This is a genomic window from Paraeggerthella sp. LCP19S3_G8, assembly GCF_052119225.1.
GTDB classification, from domain to species: domain Bacteria; phylum Actinomycetota; class Coriobacteriia; order Coriobacteriales; family Eggerthellaceae; genus Paraeggerthella; species Paraeggerthella hominis.
The window spans coordinates 84,517-106,183 of the sequence record NZ_JBQKFQ010000007.1; the positions used below are offsets into that span (position 1 = coordinate 84,517).

Consider the following 21,667-nt stretch of genomic DNA (forward strand, 5'->3'; position numbering starts at 1 on the left):
CCGTGCTGCGAGCGCAGGAAGCGTCAATCCAATTCCCATCAGGCATAATGCGCACAAATCACCCCATCGGGGGGAGCAGAAGCCACCCGACGACCCCAATCGAAACGCCCCTTGCAGGGTGGTTTCAGCACCGCGCAACGTCGATAAGGTGAAGACCGAGGGATGCCGCATGACGCTGTCGGGCGGCAAGAGAACACATTTGAAGGAGGAACGTATGAAATCACAGGGAATATCTCGTCGCAGTTTTTTGGGCGGCATGGCAGGAGCCGGCGCGCTTGCCGCTATTGGGCTAGCCGGCTGCGCTCCGCAAGCTCCTGGCTCGGGCGATGCTAAAGCAGCAGGCTCCACCGAAGCGAAAGCCGCTTCCAATGGCGTTGTAGCCACAGACAACGGCAGCAGCGCCATAACCGTTGACTGGCTGGGATCTGCGCCCGAAATCGCCGAAAGCGACATCGCGGAAACCAAGGACACCGATCTTCTTATCGTGGGCGCCGGCAACGGCGGCATGATCGCAGGCGCCTACGCATCTGACCAGAAGATGGACTTCATCCTATGCGAGAAGGGCTCCGAAGTAGGCGCCACGCGCCATTGGTTCAATGCCGTTGACACCAAGCCCTTCACCGACCAGGGCTATTACACCGACCGCGCTCGTCTGCATGGCGAATGGGCTCGCTACTCCAGCGGAACGTGCGACCAGGCTCTCATCAACATGTGGATGAACGAGAGCAACGACATGTTCGAGTACGTCGACAAGTACATGAGCGCTGCTGGCGCGAAGGTCATCGCCGATGAGTTCGAAATGCCCGGCGGCATGGGCGCCACCCCCTTCTACACTCCGTGCGGCGAGCATCACTACGGCAATGCCGAAGGCGGACGAGACGGCATTCCGGAGCGCAACAAGCTGTTCGAGCAAATCATGAACGACAACGGCTACCAGATTTCCTACAAGCACGAATTAGCCAAGCTGGTTACCGACGAGTCTGGCAAGGTAACGGGCGCCATCTTCAAGACCGACAACGGCTACACCCAGATCAACGCCAAAAAAGGCGTGCTGCTGACAACGGGCGGCTACAGCGCCAACCCCACCATGCTGTCCGCCCTGTCCCCCATCACCACCGCTTCGGTTACCGCCTTGGGCTACAACCAGAACAACGACGGCATGGGCATCAAAGCCGCCCTGTGGGCTGGTGCCGTAAAGGATATCACCAGCGCGACCATGATCTTCGACCGCGGCCTGGTAGCTCCCGGAACCACCGCCGGCTACACCCAGGAATCCATCGAAGCCGGCAAGCCGCAGTTCCCGGGCAACGGCCAGTTCAACCCAGGCACGCAGCCGTTCCTGAAAGTGAACACAAAAGGCAAGCGCTTCGCACTGGAATCCGCCGACTACGACTATCTGCCGCATGCGGCAGCTCAGCAGCCTGGCGGCGTGTACATTAGCGTGTGGGACGGAAACTTCGGCGAAGACGTGCAGCGCTTCCACACATTGGGCTGCAGCGCCGGCACCCGCATGGGCGTTCAGCGCGTCAAGCGCGAAGACGGCACCTACGATTTGGAAAAGTACTTCGAGAAAGAGCTTGCAGACGGCCGCCTGCAAATGGCCGATACGCTTGAGGAACTGGCCGACAAGCTGGGCTTCGATGCCGATGCCAAAAAGAACTTCCTAGCCACCTGCAAGCGCTACAACGAGCTGTTCGACGCTCAGGAAGACGTGGACTTCGGAAAGGAAGCGTACCGCCTGTCCGAGCTTCGCACGCCTCCGTTCTTCGGCGCTACGCTGGGCGGCACGCTGCTGACCACCATCGACGGCGTTCGCATCAACGAAGACTGCCAGGCCCTCAATGCAGAGTTTGAGCCTATCGAAGGATTGTACTGCGCCGGCGACTGCTCGGGCTCCCTGTTCAGCGGCAACTATCCCGACCAGATGCACGGCGTAGCTTGCGGTCGCACCATGACCGAGGCGCTGCATGTGGTCAAGCTGCTGGCAGCCAAATAGCGCAATACCCCTTACGGTCGCGCACACCCCTCCCACGCGCGACCTTCCAGCACGAAGCGCCCACCTATCTCGGTGGGCGCTTCGCATGTCCATCTGCAGTCTAGGCAGGAGTGCGCCATTCGCACGGATCGGGCGCAGCCAGCCCCCTCACGCCGATAATGATCATCTCGATACCGTTGGCAAAGGAGTCTTCGGTATAGGCGCTGCGCACGATGCGTTGCCACGGAGGCAGACAAGAGGACTCATCGCCATGCGTCTCTTCTGCGCTTCGAAGACGAGCGGCTCCGATTGCGCTGGCGTTGAATCCCGAGAGAAACGCATCGACCATCGCCCATGCTTTGGCAAGAACGTCCTCCGGCATCCCTTGCGCGAGATGCAGGGATACGATTTTTTCCGTATGCGCCGCCAGTCCCGCATACGAAACGAACGGATCTATTCCGTTGTCCACATCGTGCATGTGCGGGTGCGCGAAGAACTCCCGATGGATCGAGGTCATGGTGCGGCGCAGCGTATCATCCCAGCGTTCACCGGGAACGGGGTCGGTATCCATCGTTTCCATGAATCGCGTAAGCACCGCCGCAAGCACTTCTTCGCGCGAAGAAAAGTGCGCGTAAAACGCCATGGCCGAAACGCCCAGCTCCGCTCCGAGCGCGCGCATGGTAAACGTGCTCAATCCATCGCGATCGATCATGCGGTAGGCAGCATCAACGATAACGTCCTTGTTCAGTCCGCATTTTCGATTCCTCGCAAACTCCGAGCCCACGATGTTCCCTCCCGACGCGCATACGTTTCATCATCAGCATAGCACGACGATTCGCGCGCCCCGAGGCGCCGGACGCACATCATGCGAAAACCAATCAGGCCGGCACAAAGGCCGGCCTGCGTATTACGCAATCAAGAAGCAGGGACTTAAACCGCTATGCAGACAAGCGGCGAATCGCGCCTAGGCCGTCTTGGGATTATGGGGCCAATCATGACAATGGAGGCACTGGTTGTCGGTGACCTCCTTGTCCTTCGCATGGCAATTCACGCAGGAATTGTAACCTCCGTGGATAGAATCATGAGGGTTGCTGGCTCCGTACGATGACGTAGTTTCAGCAAGAGCCTCGTAGCTTCCACCATGACAGCTCAAGCATTGCTCATCGGACACATAAGCCCCCGCGACGTCGCCAGATGTTTGCGTCGTCGCCACAGACGACGAGCTTTCCTGAGTTCCGCTTGGCGCGCATGCCGCAAGCCCGAGCGAAAAGCACAGCGCGGCGGCAAAAACGACAGTTTTCACGCGTGCGGATCGGTTCGCATTCAACATAGTTCCTTACGCTCCCTTCACGGCATGCTCGGCAGCCACGTAGCCGAACGTGACAGCCCTACCGATAGACGTTCCTGGAATATGACGCGGGTAATTCCCTGCAAAGAAGTTCCCCGATGCGTTGCCGACAGCGTACAAGCCCTCGATAACCTGATCATCCGCGTCAAGCACACGACAGTCGCCGTCGATAGTCAATCCGCCAACCGTAGCTAGCACGCAGCTATTCGTAGTCAGGGCAAAGTAGCGCGTACCCGTAAACGGCATGGTTTGGGAGAGATCACGCCCGAAATCCCTGTCTACGCCATCCTTAAAGAACTCGTTGTAACGTGCGATAGTGTCCGCGAGACCCTGGGGATCTACGCCGCACTGCTTTGCAAGCTCCTCAGGAGAGGAACCCTCGAAGAGCCACCCCTTCTCCTTAAACTCGTCGACCGCGTCTTCCATGCCTTCGAACATCGTCTCGTCGAACACTTGCCAGCAATTCTTTCCATAACCGGGCTGGGCGTTTTGAGCATTGGACACGCTCTGGAACGGAAGATCCTCGCGCACGAAGCGCTTTCCCTGACCGTTGACCATAAGCGCGAAGTAGACAGCGTTCCACGTACGTGCATCGTAAAACGAATCCGGATTACCCCAACGAAAGTTCATGATCGGCTGCGGGCAAGAATCCATCTGAGCACCTATCTTGATACCCATCAGGTGTCCGTCGCCGGTAGTCCCCCAACCGGGATTCCACCAACTCGACGTCGCGTAGTCCTCCGGTCGCGTCCAGGCTTGCATAAGATCAGGGTTCGCATCGTAGCCGCCAGTGGCAAGAATAACGCCTTTGCCGGCATTGATCTTCACGTACGTATCACCGCTTTTAGCGATAACGCCACTTACGCGACCGGACTCGTCACGAACCAACTGCACGCCGGGAGTTTCAAAGCGCAGATCCAAATTGTCGTAGAGCTTTGCTACTTCCTGCATTTCAAGGCACACGTAAATGCCCGAATAGCCAGAACGCACGCCCGCATCGGGCGGAAGCGAGGGGCTGTCGTAAAAACCCAGCTCGGTATCAATAAGCGGGTTCAACGCAGGCATGCCGTTAGTAGAGGGAGCCCCTTCAACCTTGGATATAACGAAGCCGTTTTGCCCCTTGTCCAGCATCGACTGCCAGAAATCCGTAGCCTCCCCCGAGCGATCAACATACGTACGCGTGGGTTCAGGACGCACGCGCCAATATGCGCTTCGATATATCTCATCGAGCAGCGCCACCTTGTCGATAGCTGTGCCTTCCTGGCATTTCGCACCTGCGGCGCCAAAGCACTCGAAGCAGCCGCGACCTTTCGTCATTTTTTCAATGCAGATAACCTTCGCGCCTTCTTCTGCAGCTTTGAGGCTTGCCATAAGGCCGCCGATGCCGGCACCCACCACCACGATGTCGCAGTCTTCGGTAGACCCTATTTCGCTTGCAGCGATGTCGCGATCCTCGAATCCGACCGGCCCGCGCGGTCCAGGGCAAGCAGCCTTGTTTACCGGAATCAGGTTTGTGTCGCTGGCAAGCTGTCGGTACACATCGCCCGCATCGCTTGATGACGCACCAGCTGCCGCGTCATCGGCAAACGCGATGCCCGCAGATCCGAATGCGCCCATCGCCCCAGCGGACAACCCGGCCAAGCCGACGCCCTTCAGGAACGAACGACGTGAAACGTCCGCTTCTCCCATTGCTCCTCCTTTGTTGATGCCTTGGTCCGGCGTTTAAGCCGGACTCCCCCAGTGCTTTCTTTACACTGTAAAGCAAATGGTAACGCGATTTCTTTACGCTGTAAAGTAAGAGATCTCGCGCCGCGCCTAAGCACCCTAAAAACCAGGAGCACTATTAGGACGGCTAGAAACGGTTTAGCCCCGCATCGACTGCAAGCGAGAGCCTTTCATCACCCGGAATGTCGCAAGACAAAAAACCGCTCGCCCAGAACGGAACGAGCGGTCAGAAACCTCCGCGCAAAACCTACTTCCGCACGCCGGTCATCGTTTGCTCTACGATGCTGTTCATGACGTCGGCGGTGAGCATGCCGGTGACGTATCCGAACACGTTACCGTCTTTGTCGATCATGAACGTAGTGGGAAACGACCTGATCCCGTACGCGCTGAACAACTGGCCCTTTGTGTCCATCAGCACCGGATACGTGATGCCGTATTCCTTGATGAACGATTTCACATCGCCCTCGGAAGCATCGCTGTTCTGCGGTCTATCGGCGGTTTTAGGATTCGCCACGCCCAGAACCACCAGATCGCCCTGATTCTGACCACGATCGCGGTACAGTGCCTCGATATCGGGAATCTCGCGCTGACACGGCCCGCACCACGTGGCGAAGAAGTTCAGGAACACGGTCTTGCCGCGATAATCGGACAACTTATGCTCCACGCCATCCTGATCAACCAAGGAGATATCGGCCATGGGAGCCAAAGCGGCATCCTCCGAGGAACCCTTTCCAGCAGCGTCCCCATCAGGCGACGATGCGGACGACGAAGGCTGCTCGTCCGAGTTCGTCTTGCCCGCATCGCCCGCCCCATCAGCAGGCTGCTCCTGCGCGGCGGGAGCGGCGCCGAACGAAGACAGGTAGCTGGTCACGCCGTTCATCCATCCCGTCACCGTCATCAAGCCCATGACGATGAGCAGCGCTCCTCCCACCTTCACCGTGTACTTGACCACGTTTCCGTGCGTGCGGAAAAAGCGCAGCACCTCGCCGGTGAACAAGCCCACCATCAAAAACGGCAGCACGAAGCCCAGCGTATACACGGCCACCAGCACATAGCCCCACGCCGCCGACGCGCTCGACGACGCCATAAGCAAAACGCCTGCCAGCACCGGCCCCACGCACGGCGTCCACGCAAAGCTGAACGTAAAGCCCAACACCAAGGCGACCAGGGGATTCATAGCGAACGAGCCCAGGTTGAACGGTAGGCGACGCTCGGATTCGATCAGGCGCGTCTTGCCGAACGCGCCCAGCATGTACAGGCCGAACGCCACCATGATGATGCCTGCCACCATCGAGAACACGCGCTGGTTGCCCGTGAAAAACTGCCCGAGCGCCGTAAACCCAAAGCCCAGCAAAAAGAACGCGAAGCTCACGCCAACAACGAAAAACAGCGTGTTCACGAACACTTTCTTGCGCGGGTACTCGATGAGCCCGTCTTCGCCCACCTTGCCTGCGCCGCCGGCAAGATAGCCCACGTACAACGGAATCAACGGCAGCACGCAGGGAGAGAAAAAGCTCAGAAGTCCTTGCACGAACACCGTCAAAGCGGGAATGCTCGTTTCGAGAGAAAAACCCATGGGACGTCTCCTAATCGGTCGAATTGCTTGGGATCAGCGAATGGGGATGGGTCGCACGATCGGCGTCTCGAGCGCTCGGCTCGAATATGCGCGCATCGATGTCGGCTACGCTCGTGCGATCAAGCTCCTCGAAACAGCGCTTGTTCAGGTCGGCGAAGATGCCGTCCATGACATCGGCCATCCCGCACGCGATAAGGCAATCCATGTCATGACTGCCGCTGTGCCAGGTCGATTCGACGAAACGCACGCCCAAAGCGTCAGCCACCGTTCGCAGGCTCACTTCAGCAGCATCGGCCGCGAATCGGTATCCGCCCACGCTTCCTTCGCGCGTCGACACCAGGCCCGCGCGCTTGAGCGGCACCATCACCTTGCGCACGCGCGCCGCATTCGTGCAAATGTTCTCGGCAAGCGCCTCGCTCGAAACGGTGTCCGCCTTATGGTTCAAATACACAAGCGCGTGCACCGCTACCATGAAATCGCTGTTCATACTTACTCCGAAAATCGAATGGGCCGATCGAGGACAATCGGCCCCTGTCTGCTGCACCTACTTATACAACAGTTCTGTACTCGTTTTCAATACAGTTTACAAATCGACATATGGCAACCTCGCCGAAGGCTCGAAAGCTCGTTCCAAGAACTTCGAGCGCAAACGCTTGTCCCGCCTTGATTCTCTGAGCTAGATGAAAGCGGAGCTGTTTTCGTACGTGCTTGGAAGCTGATCGGTTCGCTCCAGATAGAAAGCCGCCTGCACCGCCTCCATGTAGGGGTTCAGCCAGAGAAAGCCTATCCCAAAGGTCAAAACCGACAGGAGCACCCACCCAATGAAGGTCAGGCTCAACCAGAACAGCCGGCCTTTGTGCCCCCTCATAAGCTCCTTGGACTGGCCGATGGCGTCCATCACGCCAATATCCGGATTTTGCGCCATGATGTAGGGAGCCATAGCGTAGCGGTAGGCGGCGATGATACCCGGAACGATGAGCAGCAACGACCATGCAAAAATGAGAAGCCACATGGCAAGATTCAGTAAAAGACACTTGCCCAAGTTCGAAAACTTCGAAAACAAGACGTTGAATTCCGCAGGGGCATCTTTCTTGATCAGGTTAATGCTGAACTGGCAAAGTCCTTGCCGCACCGCCCCGCCGATTATCAGAACAACAACGCCGTAGATGCCGATGACAACGCCCAAGAAACCGAACGGCTCCGCAAAAGCAAGCTCGAACGCGAAAGGAATATGCACCAAGTACGAGAATCCGTCAGAACTGCCGACGGTATAGAAAGCATCGCCCGCTTGAACGGTGAAAGACGGCAGCACGGCGGCGTTTACGTCGCCTATGATCACGGCCACCAGGGCAACAACGAGCGCAACGCCCCACATGCCCCGCAGAGCACTCCGAGCGATGGCGCGAACCTGACGGGCATACATGGCGGCCTCCTTTTATCCGGCAAGCTCAAAGCCTAGCATACCCCAGAAAGAGACCGCCCGCATCCGAATGCTCGACTAGCGCTTCAGGCCGCCCAGAATACCGGTGCGCTTCGGAGGGTTCGGCAGATGGATGAGGCGCGGCTCGAAGTCGAACAGCTCATCGGTGCTCACCGTAGAGCTTACGGTCAAGCAACTCTTCAAGCATGCATCGGAGCACAGGCGGCACTGCACGCAATCGGCCGCGGAGAATTCAAGGAAGCTGCCTTCGCCGTCCGCGGGCTTCATCTCGCTCTTCTTGAGCGCTCCCGTAGGACAGAACACCGTGCACATGCCGCATGAGCTGCATGCTTCTTCGTCGATCGACACCGACCCGAACAGCCGCGTATCGATTTCAGGCACCGTCGAAGCGCCCAGCCCATCCATGGCGTCGAGCACGCGCATACGGCGCTCGGGGTTGAACTGCGGAAGCGTTCCCGCGTCGGACATGCGCAGGCGATCGCGTAGCGACGGACCAGCGGTGCCATCGTTTTTGAACACCATCACTTCGGCGGTTTTCCCGGCCGCATCCACCGCGCGCGAACGAGCGCTGGTGAAAAATCCCCGGCGCGATTCACCCAGCAAGCTGCGCTTGTCCTGCAGCAACACTTCCTCGGGAAACGCCGACGCCCGCCTCACGCGGATCTCGGAACCTTGCGCGGCAATCAGATCGTTCGCCGAACGAACGGTGGCGTCGATCCCCGGCACATTCGCTCTGAATTTACACGTCGAGCACGTGCCGTCAACCAGCACGATATCCTCCACGCCGCGCGCGGCAAGCCCCAGAAGCACGCTTTCTTCCATGCGAGCCAAGCACGGAACCTCCGCGTAACGTCGGGGATCGCCCACGCGCTTCGACGCTATGCGAGCGCACGCGAATACGGCCATCCCTTCGGTATTCACCACGCCTTCCGCCACGCTTGAAGCAAGGTCCTCGTCAAGCGGCTGCAACGGAATGAGCGCTTCGGTGGGGCAGACCGTCGTGCAGGCCCCGCATGCCACGCAGGCATCGCTGTTAAGCGACAGCACGTTGTCGACCGCCTCAACTGCGCCGGTCGGGCACGCGTCCGAGCACTTCGTGCACGAGGAATGGCGGTTTCGCACCACCGTGCAGCGATCGGAGGCCAAGTAAACGGCCTTGCTCTCAAGCGCTTCCGCCACTTCGACTATGTCGATAAGGTTGGGCATGCTACCCCTCCAAGAAAGATTCTTCCAACGAGCGAAGCTCTTCGGGCGTGTTCGCGTTAATAAAGCAGCCGCCCATGGGCTCAGCCTCCAAGACGCGCGCTTGCGGGAATTCGAGCACGTTCACGTCGGCGAAGAACGCCTGGGCGCGCTTTTCTCCCCGGTCGAGCGCCGCGGTCACGGCAGGCAGGCAGCCCGAGCGACGATACATTGCATGGAACGGCTCGTAGCCGTGCTTGTTGATGGGAACCACCACGTCGGCTCCCGACTCGTTCATGGCCAGGGCTTCGGCAACAACAAGCGACGGCGATGCGAACACCATGTCGCACGCCACTACGGCAACGTACGGGTTGCCGGCCGCCTGCAGAGCCGTGTACAACCCCGGCAGCGCACCGCGGCATTCGCACGCATCCCGCACGAACTGGATGCGGTACTGCGGGAACATGTCGTACAGAAACGTCAGGTTTTCCGGCTCGTTCGTCGTGATGATCAAGTCATCCGAAGCGGGAGCAAGTCGCTCGACCATGCGGGCGATAAGGGGGCGGCCCGCGAACGGAACCGTCGCCTTGCTCTGACCCATGCGACGGCTCTCCCCGCCTGCCTGGATCACCACGGTCACACGCGGCCGAGCGTAGCGCTGCGCGACGAAATCCGCCAATCCGGAAACGTCGTTCAAATCGAACGAGGGGATGCCGTACGTCTCGGCAGCGCGATGCGCATCGGCGATATCGGTCACCACGGCAACAGTCTGCGCCGTGGGAAGCTTGTTGGAGATATCGGCATGATCGGGATGCTGCACGGCGAAGTGACTGCCCGTTGCTGAAGCAGGCGCTTGCTGGGAACGTTCGAGCATCTCGTGAGCGGCCGGGTCGTCAGCAGGAGGAACCGTACCGCGCGTGAACTGCGTGAAGTCGGTGCCGAGCGGCCAACCGCAACGCGCGCCTTCGGCGAACACGTCGGCTACGCGTGCGTCGGCTTCGTTGCCCGAGCGCATGATCTCGATGGTAGGAAGCCCGCTTTTGCGATAGCCTTCCACCACCACGATGTCGTGACCGGGCATGCTACGCACGATTTCAGCGCACTCGATTTCGCCTTTGACGGTTTTCACGCGCGCCATCTGGCCCGGAGCCGCAATCACCGTCTCGCTTGCACCGGCGGCGCGATGGCGATACGAGTCCTTTCCGGGAATATCGATATCGAAGCCCACGTGGCTGTGGTGCTTCACGCTACCCACGTCGAGGCCTCGAGCCACCAGTTCAGTGATAAGCTTTTCGATCAGCGTGGTCTTGCCCGAATTATGGCGTCCAACTATGGACACCGCCGGACTAGGAATGTTCACCATGCGCTTCCCCCTGTTCATTCGGCGCTCAGTATAGCACGACGCACGGAAGGGAGCTTGACAGGAAGCGAGCGCAAACGCGAACGCGGGCGGCACCGGCGCATCGGAGTCCACCTCCAGCAACCGATCATGCCGGCCGCGCCCGAACGCACGAAGGCCGCGCTCGAGCGCGGCCTTCGCAGGAGGGAGGAAAAGACGATGCCGACATGCGCGGACGGACGGTGCGCTGCATCACCGCTCGCTCGCCGTTCCCAGCATCGTCGCGAGTCGTTTAGCCTCGAGCAGCATGCTTGCCAGCCACGCGGCCGCTCGTCATGGCGTTGCCCATGTTGTTGCCCGCAGAGGGACAGTTGTAAGCGTTTCCGTAGCGCTCGCCCATCGTGTTGCCCACCGCATACAGGCCCTTGACGACATCGTTTTTCGAAGCCGTAAGCACCTGGTAGCTTCCGTTGACGCACAAGCCCGCAAGCGTGTTCAGGCCAGGACCGTACAAGCGCTCGGTGCCCTGCTTGGCAATATAGAACGGGGCCTCGTCGATCGGAATGAGCAGATTCTCCGGCTTGCCGTAATCTGCATCCACTCCAGCAGCGCACAGTTCGTTGTAACGCTCGACCGTGGCCTTTGCGGTTTCGAGAGCCTCCCCGGAAAGCCCGGCATTTTTCAGCGCTTCCTCCACGGTAGCCCCGACGAACACCTCGTTCACAAACGGCCTCGTGCGGTTCGCAATTTCCAGACCGCGAACCTCAATGGTGCCAGCAGAGGGGTCTGCGCCGTCCATCTGCGCCCGATATTCTTCGATGCCCTCAGGAAATCCCCAGTTAGGAGCACCGTGATCAAGGCCGCCCGCCTGAATATACTGCATGTGCTTTTTATCCATGATGGCGAAGTTGCCCACCATGGCCGCTTCGAGATCAATAGGCTGACGGCACGACTGAGCCAGCACCAACCCCGCATACGACTCGTTCATGAAGCGCTCGCCCTTGCAGTTCATCCACAAGCTTGGAGCCGAACCCCAGGGACCGAACGAAATGGAAGGCGCGTCGCCGGCCACGGGGCGCGGATGGCTCTCGATGGCACCGCCCGCCCAGCAGCCCATTTTATGACCGGAGCCATCGCAGTCGGTCATACCCGTCAACGTCTCCCGATCCACGCCATGTCGCTCGGCGTTTTCAGCGCATTCCGAGCAAAGCTCCCACACCATGTCGGTATTGGCACCGAAGTCGCCCGTGGCCAGGATAACGCCCTTGGATGCGTCGAAGCGCACATAGGATCCGTCGGCATCTTGAGCGATAACGCCAAGGACTGCGCCCTCGTCACTCTGCACGCAACGCACCGCCGCATGGCCGCAAAACCATTTCGCGCCCAAATCCTCGGCGGCATCGCGGCAATACGTCTCGAGCTCGGCCAAGCGGGAAACGTCCATCAAGCCATTCTTGCCCACCGGATTAGCGTTTTTCGTACCAACGGTCTGCACGGTGGATGCCCACATCTTGTAACCGGACACCTCCACCGGATAATCGCTTCCGTTCGGCTTGTCGTAAGCGATCTGAACGATGCACTCGCCACCCTTGTAATCGAACACGTTCGACGTGTCGGGGACGAGCGAGGCCAGATTGTCCATCATTTCGCCCGAGTTGTACACGAACGAACGAATGACATCGGTGCTGCACCGTCCATTAGCGCGACGCACGTACTCGTTCACGATTTCGTTCAGGTCGTACGGACCAAAGCCCCAGCTTTCCAGCAGCTTCGAATTGTACGAGCAGATGTCGTCGCCCCGATACACGATTTCGCCGTCGTTGTGCTTCTCGATCACGGCCACGCTCGCGCCCTCTTGCGCAGCAGCCAACGCCGCTTGCGTGCCAGCATGACCGCCGCCCACTACCACGACGTCGAAAGACTTCGTCTCCGCAATGTCGCCATCGGCAATCTCGGGCGCGGATCCCAGCCAATTCTCGTCGCACATATAGTATGCCGGGCGGGCCGAAGCGGCCTCGCCCGCAGCCGCGCTTCCCTTGACCGGCTCCTTAGCCGGCTGCGGAGCGCAGCCGGCTAGCCCCATGACGCCCAGGACGCCAGCACTCGCCGCTCCTGCCAGGAAATTCCTTCGTGAAAGCTCCATCGCTCTCCCTCTCCTTCGCTCTCCAACTCCCAACGTGCACTGCGTTGGCTTCAACATGCTCCATCCTGACCAGAAGACCGGTTTGGCGCTATCCGATGAACCGTTGATTTCGCCTTCAGCGAAGGCAAAGGCGCTCAACGTTTTTACGTAGATGTTCTCAATCTCATGCGTTTCAGCAGATCAAACAAGCATTTTGATTAACGAAGAGACGTAGCAATGCTATAATGCAGCCTGCCCCAAGCAGCCAGGAGGAACCGCATGGCCAAGGCATGCGACAACCAGAAACCAAGAACTTCCAACGAGTCGCCAATGACCGCAATCGCCTTGGTCGTAGGATTAGGCTGCTTGTTTTCAACGCTTCTAATCTACTCAGGTGCCGTCATATCGTTTTTAAGGTTCGAGCACGCCGAGTCCTTCATAGGAACCTTCGCCGAGACCACGCTTCTGTGCGCGACCGTTTTAGGGGCCCTGTTCCTTGGGCTCACCCTTGCCGGAAAACGCGTTCCCTACGTGATGCTCAGTTCGTTCGGAGGGGCAATCTACCTCTGCTGCTCGCTTACGTATGCTCTTTTCGCCTGGTCCGGCAGCTTCGGAACAACCTCGGTGGTGGCACTCGCTTTCACCACGGCACTAGCAGACACGTGCTTAGTGCTTGCCTGGGGCCGCGTGTGTACTCGATTCAAGATCAAACGCGCCCTCGAAATAGTTTCTCTCGCTAGCATCCTCTCGGCGCTCTTATGCCATCTTTACAGCATTCTACCGTTGGCTGGCGTAACCGCGCTGTTCGTACTGGCTTCAATAACAGCAGTCATCGTACCGTTGGCGCTTGGCGCAACCGTCCCCTCTTGCAAAAAAGCGAAACGCTGGTCAACTGGCGAACCGCGCGCAATCGCCGCATCCCTTGTTGATGTCCTTGCAGCTCCAGGCCTTGGTCTGATCGTATTCGCTTTCGTTATGGCGGTAATGCGCACGTCGTTCAACCAAAGCCAGGACGCCTACCTAGCCATGCTTGCACTCGATGCAGCAATTCTTCTGGCGTATGCATTGCTAAGAAAAAGGCAGCTATCGCTGCGCGGCGGTATGCATCAAACGTTCCTTCCGCTTATGGCCATGCTGCTCTTAGCCGTCACCAGCATCACGGCTACCGTAGGCCAGGGAGAACAGCTGGCAACGTACCTCACGTATGCCCTCTACGCATTAGCGGCCATACTCACCCTTGCAACACTGTGCGCCATAGCCAATGCGGGCGAATTCCCATCTGACGCGGTCTTTTCGCTTGCGGTTTTCCTCTTTGCAGCCGCGTCGTTCACGGGCCAAGCGTTTGCCACCGTGATGGACGACCACGTAACCCCTATCGTAGTGACGATAATTACTACGCTGTACGCATTCGCGATGGTCTTCTCGTCGCATATTCGATACCAGCGCGAAACGCAATGGACCTCAAGCGACGAAAACGACCGCGTCGAACCTACAGGACAATCGAACGCCGGCCCCACTCCCGCATCCGTGCGCTGCGCCCAACTGGCCGAAACGTACAATCTGACAGCCCGCGAGCAAGAGATCCTTTCGTATCTTGCCGAAGGACACAGCGGGGCTTATATCGCAGACGTGCTGTTCATCTCTCCCAACACCGCCCGAACGCACATTCATAATATTTACCGTAAGTTGGAGGTATCGTCTCGCGAAGACATACTGAAGCTCACAAAGGATCGCGCCTAAAAACCGCTTTGCAACGTAGCGCGCGAAGGTCGCGAAAACGCTCCAGAGACCGCTTCAAGAAGGAAACGCTTTGGAATATTAAGCTTTTCTGAGCAAGTATTTCCCCAGGTCAATATAGCCCTTTGCTATTCGCCGAAAAAACATGTTGTGATTTCGTGGAGATCGGTGGTATACTACAACCTGCTTTACAGAAGCTTGATGCTTCGATAAAGAAAAGGGTTCTGTTTTTTGGAGGGGGCAGAACCCTTCTTCTTATCTTTGGGACGGAGACGTCCCCTTTTTATGCCCGAAAACGCCCCCGCGGGCATCGGCCGTCACGCACGGACGCTCGCTGCGCCTGCTACAACGGCCTGCGAGCTTCAATAGCGCGACCAAGCGTGACTTCGTCGGCAAACTCCAAATCGCCGCCTACGGGCAAACCGCTTGCGGGGCGCGTGACGCGAATTCCCAGCGGCTTGATAAGGCGCGCAAGGTACGCAGCCGTGGTCTCGCCTTCCACGTTGGGATTCGTCGCCAACACAACCTCTTGGACCTCGTCGCTTGCCAAGCGCTTCATAAGCTCGGCGATGCGCAGACTATCCGGCCCGATGCCCTCCATAGGAGAAAGCGCGCCCCCCAGCACGTGGTAGACCCCGGAATAGACGGTCGTTCGCTCGATGGGAGGAATATCGCGCGGCTCGCTTACCACGCAGATCGTGCTCGCATCGCGCTTGGACGAGCGGCATATCTCGCACAGATCGTCCTCGGCGTAGTTGAAACAGCGTTTGCAGAAGCAAACCTGGTCTTTCACCTCGGCGATAGCCTCGGAAAGACGCAGCGCCGTCGCCTTATCGGCATTTAGTATCCAGTACGCTATGCGCTGGGCGGACTTCGGACCAACTCCAGGCAAGCGCTCCAGCTCATCGAGCAGTTTCTGGATAGACGGCGCTGCGTGCATGACAAATTCCCCTTCGCCTGATCTACATGAGGCCCGGGATGCTCATGCCGCCCGTCGCGGCGTTCAGGCGCGTGGCGCTCATGTCGGACACGCCGCGAAGCGCCTCGTTGACAGCAGCCGTCACCATATCCTGAAGCATTTCCACGTCCTCGGGGTCAACGGCCTCGGGATCGATCGTGATGCTGCTGATGGCCATGTCGCCCGTCGCAACAACCTTGACCATGCCGCCGCCAGCCGTAGCCTCGAACGTCATGTCCTTGATTTCTTCCTGCGCGCGAGCAAGCTCCATCTGCATTTTCTGAGCCTGCTTCATCATCTTCTTCATATCCATAGTACGGTTTCCTTTCAGGTTCGTTAGCACGCGATCGACCGGTCCGGCACATCAACCGAACCTCGAACGGCGCGGATTCCTATTCTTTCACTTCTTCCACAACCACGCCAGCTCCAAAACCGGCGGCAAGAATGGCTTGCAGGTCGCTGGGGTCGGCGGGAGAGCTCTGCACGGTCGCAGGGGTTGAAGCAGGTGCCGAAGCCGGGATGGAAGCGGGCGCGCTCTGAGGCTGCGGCATCCGAGCCGGCTGCGCGGCAGGCACCGGCGAAGCATCGGGCATCGCAGGCGCAGGAACGTCGAAGTCGTCGTAGGGCACCTGCTCGTCCTCGTACGGAGGAACATCGTAGGCCGGCATCGCCGCAGACGGCTGCGGCTGGGGCTGGGGCTGGGGCTGCGGACGAGACGTCGAAGCGACCGGAGCCTGCGCGTGGGATGCGGCCGCCTGCGCACGAGGCGCGGCAGAGGCCGCAGGAGATGCGGAGACCGCCGAAGCGGGTCGAGCAGCGGAAGCAGCAGCCGGAGACGCGGGGGCGCTTGCACCGGCCTGCGAATACGCGAACGGCACCGCGGAACCGCACGCCTGAGCCAATGCGGCGGACACGGCATCTTGGACATCTTGCTTCTGCACAGCCTTGAACGCGAAGGCGTTTTCCGCAGGGAATTCGATCAAGAGGATGCGCTTGCCCGCATCGTACACGGCCTTCGTGTTAAGGAACAAAACGCCGTAAGCGGCCTTGTTCTTCTTGAGCGTAGCAAGAACAGCCTGCCAAACGCGCTGGAGAGCCGCAGGGTTTTGCAGACTGTCGGCAACTTGGCCCGAAGCCGCCGCCAGTGCGCCAGGATCCGCCTGGACAACTGCGGCGGAAGCGGAAGCCGCAGGAGCAGCAGAAGCCGGAGAGGCGGTCGCGGACGGAGCGGCCGCGGGCGCCGGGTTCTGCGACACAGGCGCAGGCTGGGCAGCGGGTGCAGGCTGGGGCGCAGCGTGAACAGCCGCAACGGGCTGGGCAGGTTGCGAAACCTGAACAGGCTGAACGGGCTGGGCAGGCTGGGCGACAGGCGCAGATGCCGGGGCCGCCGCAGGAACGGCCGCCGGAGCCGCCGCCGACGTCACGTGGGCAACGGCCGAATGCCCGCTTTCCAGCGCTTCGATGCGCTCGGCAAGCGCCTCGAGCGTCAAATCCGAATCGGGACGAACCATGCGCGTGAGCGCAATCTCGAACGACAAGCGCGGATTCGTCGACGTTTTCAATTCGGCAGACAAGTCGCCCAGCACGCCGAGCAGACGCGACAGGCGATCCGCCCCGAACAGCGGCAGTTCGCTCACCAGTTCGCGCCGCTCGGTATCGCCCACTTCCAAAGCAACGTCGGCATCGGTCAGCGACATGACGTACAGATTGCGGACATGCTCGGCCAAATCGCGCGTGAACTGAGCCAGATCGGCTCCCGTTTCCACGAACTCCGCCGTCCAGCGAAAGCACGTGGCCACATCGCGCTTGCCAATGGCCTGCATGATCTCGGCCAGATCGTTCGTATCCACCCCGCCCAGCATGCGCTCGGCCACCTCGAGCGTAACCTTGCCCTCGCCGAACGCGATAAGCTGCTCAAGCGAGGTCAGCGCGTTGCGCATGCCGCCTTCAGCGCGATGGGCGATCAGGTCAAGCGCCTCGCCCTCGAACTCCACGTCCTCGGACACGCAGATGGCGCCCAGTCGCGACACGATGGACTCAGCCGAAATGCGGCGGAAATCGAAGCGCTGGCAGCGCGAGTGGATGGTTTCGGGAACCTTCTGGGGATCGGTAGTAGCCAGCACGAATACCACGTGGCTCGGCGGCTCTTCAAGCGTCTTGAGCAGCGCGTTGAACGCCGCCGTCGACAGCATGTGAACCTCGTCGATGATGTAGATCTTGTACCGACCGCGCGTAGGAGCGAACTGAACGCGACCGATGATCTCCTCGCGCACGTTCTCCACGCCCGTGCGACTTGCGGCGTCCAATTCGTACACGTCGGGATGCTCGCCGTTGGCGATCATCGTGCAATCATCGCACGTTCCGTCAGGCTCGGACGTAGGGCCGTGCTCGCACAGAAGCGCCTTGGCAAGCAAGCGCGCCGTAGTGGTTTTGCCGGTGCCGCGCGGGCCGGTGAACAGGTACGCGTGACTTACCTTATCCTGCTCGATCGCGTTTTTGATAGTGCGTTCGATATGCTCCTGGCCAACGACGTCTTCGAATATCTGCGGCCGGTATTTTCTGTACAATGCCTCTGCCATAGCGCGCGGCTCCCGCTTTCCCGTATGCATCCGTGGTTATGCGAACGCGGGCGCCCTGCACTGGCATGCGCCCGCGTTTTCTGCGTTCTTGCCCATTATAGAAGAAGCGCGCTTTCCGCGCAGCCGCCGCAGCGCGCCACCACAGCATCAGCAGGGGCAGCGTCACAATGCTACGATCGGGCTATTTCCCAGCCTTCGCCTTGGAGGAGCTCAGTTTCGCCTTGATCGCGCCCGCTACGGCCGGTATAAGGGAAATGGCCACAATTCCAACGATCACCAGCTCGAAATGCTCCTGCACCACCGGGATGCCGCCGAAGAAGTAGCCCAGCAGCACGAAGACGGTGGACCACGTAATACCGCCGATGATGTTGAACAGCAAGAATTTGCGGTAGTGCATGTGCCCGAAACCTGCAAAGAACGGCACGAACGTGCGGATGAACGGGAAGAAACGACCCAGGAAGATCGCCAGCGGGCCGTACTTGTTAATAAGGCCTTCGGTTTTCTCGATGCGCTCGGGCGTCATCGACTTGACGCGCCCGGAATCGATGATGTGCTTGCCGAATTCGCGACCGATCCAGTAGTTGCACGAATCGCCCAAGATCGCCGCCACCCACACCACCGGAAGCAGCAGCGCCAAGTTCAAGCCGCCGCCGTCGGCCGCGAACAAACCCGCCGTGAACAGGAGCGAATCACCGGGCAGAAACGGCATGATAACCACGCCGGTCTCGATGAAGATGATCAAGAAGATGGGGATGTACGCGCCCATGCCGAACGCCGCAATCCATTCGGCAATGAAGCCGCGAGGGTCTTGCAGCAAGTCAATGAAGAACTGGATGATTTCCATGGGGTTTCCTCGAAGCGCACTCGAAACTGCAGTCGCGCCCGGTCGGCTGGAAAGGCAGGCCAACCCGTCGGCCGCAAGCCGTCAAGATAAAAGAATATCCCGGATAGGCAGGGGCGCTCGTCAGCGGTCCCTTATGGCTGCTTCCTCCCGGACCTGACCAGGTTCGGAACATGGCGCCGCCCCGGCCCATCCGAGATATTCTCGAGCATGCTCGCGCATGCGAGGCATTAGTATATACGATCTCGCAAAATCCAAGCCAACCGACTTATTTGAAGCAACCAAAAGCACACAGACCCGTTGCAAGTCTAAATGAAGCGGGGGAGCAGAGTCGATGACCCCGCTCCCCCGCCTTGTTCCCGCCAATCGAAAGCTCGCCTTTGCACAGCGAGCTCCCGACAAGATGAGAGATTGCGCGCCTTTACAGCGTGCGCAGGTTGACCTCTTTGAGCTGACGGCCCGTCACGGCGCTCGGGGCGCCCGTCATCGGGTCGCTCGCGGAGCTCGTCTTCGGGAACGCGATAACGTCGCGAATGGACGACTTGCCGCCCAGCAGCATGACCAGACGGTCAAGACCCAGGGCGATGCCGCCATGCGGCGGAGCGCCCAGCTCGAGCGCGTGGATCAGGTGCCCGAACTTCTCGTCGATTTCCTCGTCGGTCAAGCCGCACACGCGCAGCACGCGACGCTGCTCTTCGGCATTGTGGATACGGATGGTGCCGCCGCCCACTTCGAAGCCGTCCATGACCAGGTCATAGGAATAGCTGCCGCATTCGAGCGGAGCGGACTCGATCTTGTCCACGTCCTCGTCCAGCACATGCGTGAACGGATGATGCTCGGCGGCGTACTTCTTCTCGTCCTCGTCGTACTTGAACATGGGGAAGTTCACGATCCACAGGAGCTGATGCCCCTCGCGCGGAACGTTGAGTGCGTCGGCCATGTGCAAGCGAAGCGCGCTCAGCACGGCGTTCGCCACCGCGGGCTTGTCGGCCGCGAACAGCAGCAGGTCGCCCGGCTCCACGTCCATAGCCTGCTTGAGGGCAGCGAACTCCTCGTCGCTGAAGAACTTAATGATGGGGCTCTTCTCGTTGCCGTCCGTCGTGAACGCGATCCAAGCCATGCCCTTCGCGCCGTTCTCGGCGGCGATGTCGGCCAGCTTCTCGACCTCGCCGCGGCTCCAGTCGCCTGCGCCCTTCGCGTTGATGGCCTTCACCACGCCGCCGGACTGGGCCACGCTCGAGAACACCTTGAAGCCCGTGTCCTTCACGATGTCGGTGATGTCCTTGAGCTCCATGCCGAAGCGCGTATCGGGACGATCGTTGCCGAAACGCTCCATGGACTCGGCGTACTGCATGCGCTGCAGCGGGAACTCGTGGTCCACGCCCACCGCCTTCAGCGTCTCGGCCATGACGTCTTCCATCATGTCGATGACGTCGTCGCCGCGCACGAAGCTCATCTCGATGTCCACCTGCGTGAACTCGGGCTGACGATCGGCGCGCAGGTCCTCGTCGCGGAAGCAGCGGGCAATCTGGTAGTAGCGTTCGACGCCGGCCACCATGAGCATCTGCTTGAACTGCTGGGGGCTTTGCGGAAGCGCGTAGAAACGGCCCGGGTTCGGACGGCTGGGCACGATGTAGTCGCGCGCGCCCTCCGGCGTGGAGTTCGCCAGAATGGGGGTTTCCACTTCCAGGAAGCCGCGATCGTTGAGAGCGCCTCGCATGGCCTGGGCGACCTTGTGACGCAAGTGCAGGGCCTCGAACATCTCAGGACGGCGAATGTCCAGGTAGCGCCACTTCATGCGGGTGGTCTCGTCGGTCTCGATGCCGTCTTCGATCGAGAACGGAGGCGTGACGGACGTGTTCAAGACCTCGACGGCCTTCGCCAGAACCTCGATCTCGCCCGTAGCCATATTGGGGTTTGCGGCTTCGGCGCCGCGCTCGCGCACCGTGCCGGAAATCTTGAGCACGTACTCGCGACCCAAATGCTCGGCCTTCGCGAAGTCGTCAACGCTCACGCAATCGGGGTCGACGACCACCTGCGTATAGCCCGTACGATCTCGCAGATCGATGAAGATAAGACCGCCGTGGTCGCGATTGTGCCACGCCCAACCGCACAGCTCGACCTCGCGCCCCACGTCGCTCTTGCGCAGCTCGCCGCACGTGGCGGTGTGCATGCAGTATTCGTTCCTGAAGTCCGTCATGATGATGGTTCCTTGCTCCTTGGCACTGCTATCTGCATCTGCCGTTCGTAGTTACAGCAGACGTTACTCAAACCTAGTCATTGTACTGGCAAACGAGGGAAAACAAACCCCTGATCGCGTCTTTTCATGCAAAATGCGCGCGAACAACCCGCCAGGACGCCGCATCCGCCAACATGCGGTTCATCCCGCTGTCCAGGCGCGGCTGCTGCAACTTGCGGTCGAACGCGAACATCGCGACCGCACTGCATCGCGCGAACGCGAGACGAATCAGGCCGTGCGAGGAAGGCAGCCAAGCGGGCAGCCTCGCCGAAAGCTTCAACCCGGCAGCCCTCTATCGGACGAACCGCGTCAACGACGCTGCGCCATCGACGAGAGCCGTCACGCTCCGGCCGCCTTCCGCGCATCGCCGACGATCGTCGCATCGGCGCCACGCGCCCACAGGCCCGACACCCTGCTCGTGCCCCTGCAGACAAGGGGTTGCGCGCGAAAAACCGCCCTGCGTGGCAGTTTCTTGCGGTTTGATGTCGTAGCGACGGGCTCTTGATGTCGCTTTGCATGTTGTTCTCATCGGAGATGGTATTTCACCTGGGGAAATGTAGATCGATTTTTCGCGTGTTCGGGAAGGGGCGTCTCGGACGACCTCA

At 59.9% G+C, this 21,667-nt stretch carries 16 protein-coding genes and 1 other RNA gene; 2 read left to right on the forward strand and 15 right to left on the reverse strand.

Translation table 11 applies throughout. The annotated features are described in order from the left end of the window. Positions 1-214 precede the first annotated feature (214 nt). Positions 215-1,996 (forward strand): FAD-binding protein, encoded by a 1,782-nt coding sequence (locus ACTQZK_RS09215; RefSeq protein WP_216528796.1) that lies wholly within the window; start codon positions 215-217, stop codon positions 1,994-1,996. 100 nt (positions 1,997-2,096) lie between these two features. Here ACTQZK_RS09215 and ACTQZK_RS09220 read toward each other — a convergent pair whose 3' ends face one another. The 9 genes from ACTQZK_RS09220 to ACTQZK_RS09260 all read right to left on the reverse strand — a co-directional run bounded on the left by ACTQZK_RS09220 (position 2,097) and on the right by ACTQZK_RS09260 (position 12,729). Continuing rightward, complete coding sequence (locus tag ACTQZK_RS09220; protein WP_216528795.1) at positions 2,097-2,759, reverse strand: TetR/AcrR family transcriptional regulator; 663 nt, start codon at positions 2,757-2,759, stop codon at positions 2,097-2,099. 180 nt (positions 2,760-2,939) lie between these two features. Then, positions 2,940-3,305 (reverse strand): cytochrome c3 family protein, encoded by a 366-nt coding sequence (locus ACTQZK_RS09225; protein ID WP_216528794.1) that lies wholly within the window; start codon positions 3,303-3,305, stop codon positions 2,940-2,942. Between the two features lie 6 nt (positions 3,306-3,311). Next, positions 3,312-5,012 carry an FAD-dependent oxidoreductase gene (locus ACTQZK_RS09230; protein WP_216528793.1) on the reverse strand — a complete coding sequence of 567 codons (1,701 nt, stop codon included), beginning with the start codon at positions 5,010-5,012 and terminating at the stop codon, positions 3,312-3,314. Between the two features lie 283 nt (positions 5,013-5,295). Then, complete coding sequence (locus ACTQZK_RS09235; RefSeq protein ID WP_216528792.1) at positions 5,296-6,624, reverse strand: cytochrome c biogenesis protein/redoxin; 1,329 nt, start codon at positions 6,622-6,624, stop codon at positions 5,296-5,298. 10 nt (positions 6,625-6,634) lie between these two features. Beyond that, complete coding sequence (locus ACTQZK_RS09240) at positions 6,635-7,111, reverse strand: RrF2 family transcriptional regulator (protein WP_216528791.1); 477 nt, start codon at positions 7,109-7,111, stop codon at positions 6,635-6,637. A gap of 189 nt (positions 7,112-7,300) precedes the next feature. Beyond that, the gene (locus ACTQZK_RS09245) at positions 7,301-8,047 is read right to left on the reverse strand and encodes a DUF975 family protein (RefSeq protein ID WP_216528790.1); all 747 of its coding nucleotides are present in this window, start codon (positions 8,045-8,047) and stop codon (positions 7,301-7,303) included. 75 nt (positions 8,048-8,122) lie between these two features. Next, entirely contained in the window at positions 8,123-9,271 is a 1,149-nt protein-coding gene (locus ACTQZK_RS09250; RefSeq protein WP_441899455.1) for a 4Fe-4S binding protein, read from the reverse strand. Position 9,272: 1 nt separating this feature from the next. Beyond that, complete coding sequence (mobB, locus tag ACTQZK_RS09255) at positions 9,273-10,628, reverse strand: molybdopterin-guanine dinucleotide biosynthesis protein B (RefSeq protein WP_418830594.1); 1,356 nt, start codon at positions 10,626-10,628, stop codon at positions 9,273-9,275. Positions 10,629-10,878: 250 nt separating this feature from the next. Further along, entirely contained in the window at positions 10,879-12,729 is a 1,851-nt protein-coding gene (locus ACTQZK_RS09260) for an FAD-binding protein (RefSeq protein WP_441899457.1), read from the reverse strand. Positions 12,730-13,332: 603 nt separating this feature from the next. On the opposite strand from ACTQZK_RS09260, the gene ACTQZK_RS09265 reads away from it, so the two are divergent. Continuing rightward, positions 13,333-14,448 (forward strand): LuxR C-terminal-related transcriptional regulator, encoded by a 1,116-nt coding sequence (locus tag ACTQZK_RS09265; protein ID WP_441899459.1) that lies wholly within the window; start codon positions 13,333-13,335, stop codon positions 14,446-14,448. 340 nt (positions 14,449-14,788) lie between these two features. Here ACTQZK_RS09265 and recR read toward each other — a convergent pair whose 3' ends face one another. The 6 genes from recR to aspS form a co-directional block, all read right to left on the reverse strand. Beyond that, on the reverse strand, positions 14,789-15,385 hold the full coding sequence (recR, locus tag ACTQZK_RS09270) for a recombination mediator RecR (RefSeq protein WP_225749873.1): 597 nt from the start codon (positions 15,383-15,385) through the stop codon (positions 14,789-14,791). Between the two features lie 22 nt (positions 15,386-15,407). Continuing rightward, entirely contained in the window at positions 15,408-15,716 is a 309-nt protein-coding gene (locus tag ACTQZK_RS09275) for a YbaB/EbfC family nucleoid-associated protein (protein ID WP_114566269.1), read from the reverse strand. A 79-nt stretch (positions 15,717-15,795) separates the two neighbouring features. Continuing rightward, a complete protein-coding gene (dnaX, locus tag ACTQZK_RS09280) occupies positions 15,796-17,982 on the reverse strand; it encodes a DNA polymerase III subunit gamma/tau (RefSeq protein WP_225749872.1) in 2,187 nt (728 codons plus the stop codon). 181 nt (positions 17,983-18,163) lie between these two features. Beyond that, positions 18,164-18,826, reverse strand: coding sequence for a VTT domain-containing protein (locus ACTQZK_RS09285; protein ID WP_114566267.1), 663 nt, complete (start codon positions 18,824-18,826; stop codon positions 18,164-18,166). A 98-nt stretch (positions 18,827-18,924) separates the two neighbouring features. Continuing rightward, positions 18,925-19,018: signal recognition particle sRNA small type (ffs, locus tag ACTQZK_RS09290), an RNA gene on the reverse strand. A 226-nt stretch (positions 19,019-19,244) separates the two neighbouring features. Next, positions 19,245-21,023, reverse strand: coding sequence for an aspartate--tRNA ligase (aspS, locus tag ACTQZK_RS09295; RefSeq protein ID WP_114566266.1), 1,779 nt, complete (start codon positions 21,021-21,023; stop codon positions 19,245-19,247). Positions 21,024-21,667 lie beyond the last annotated feature (644 nt).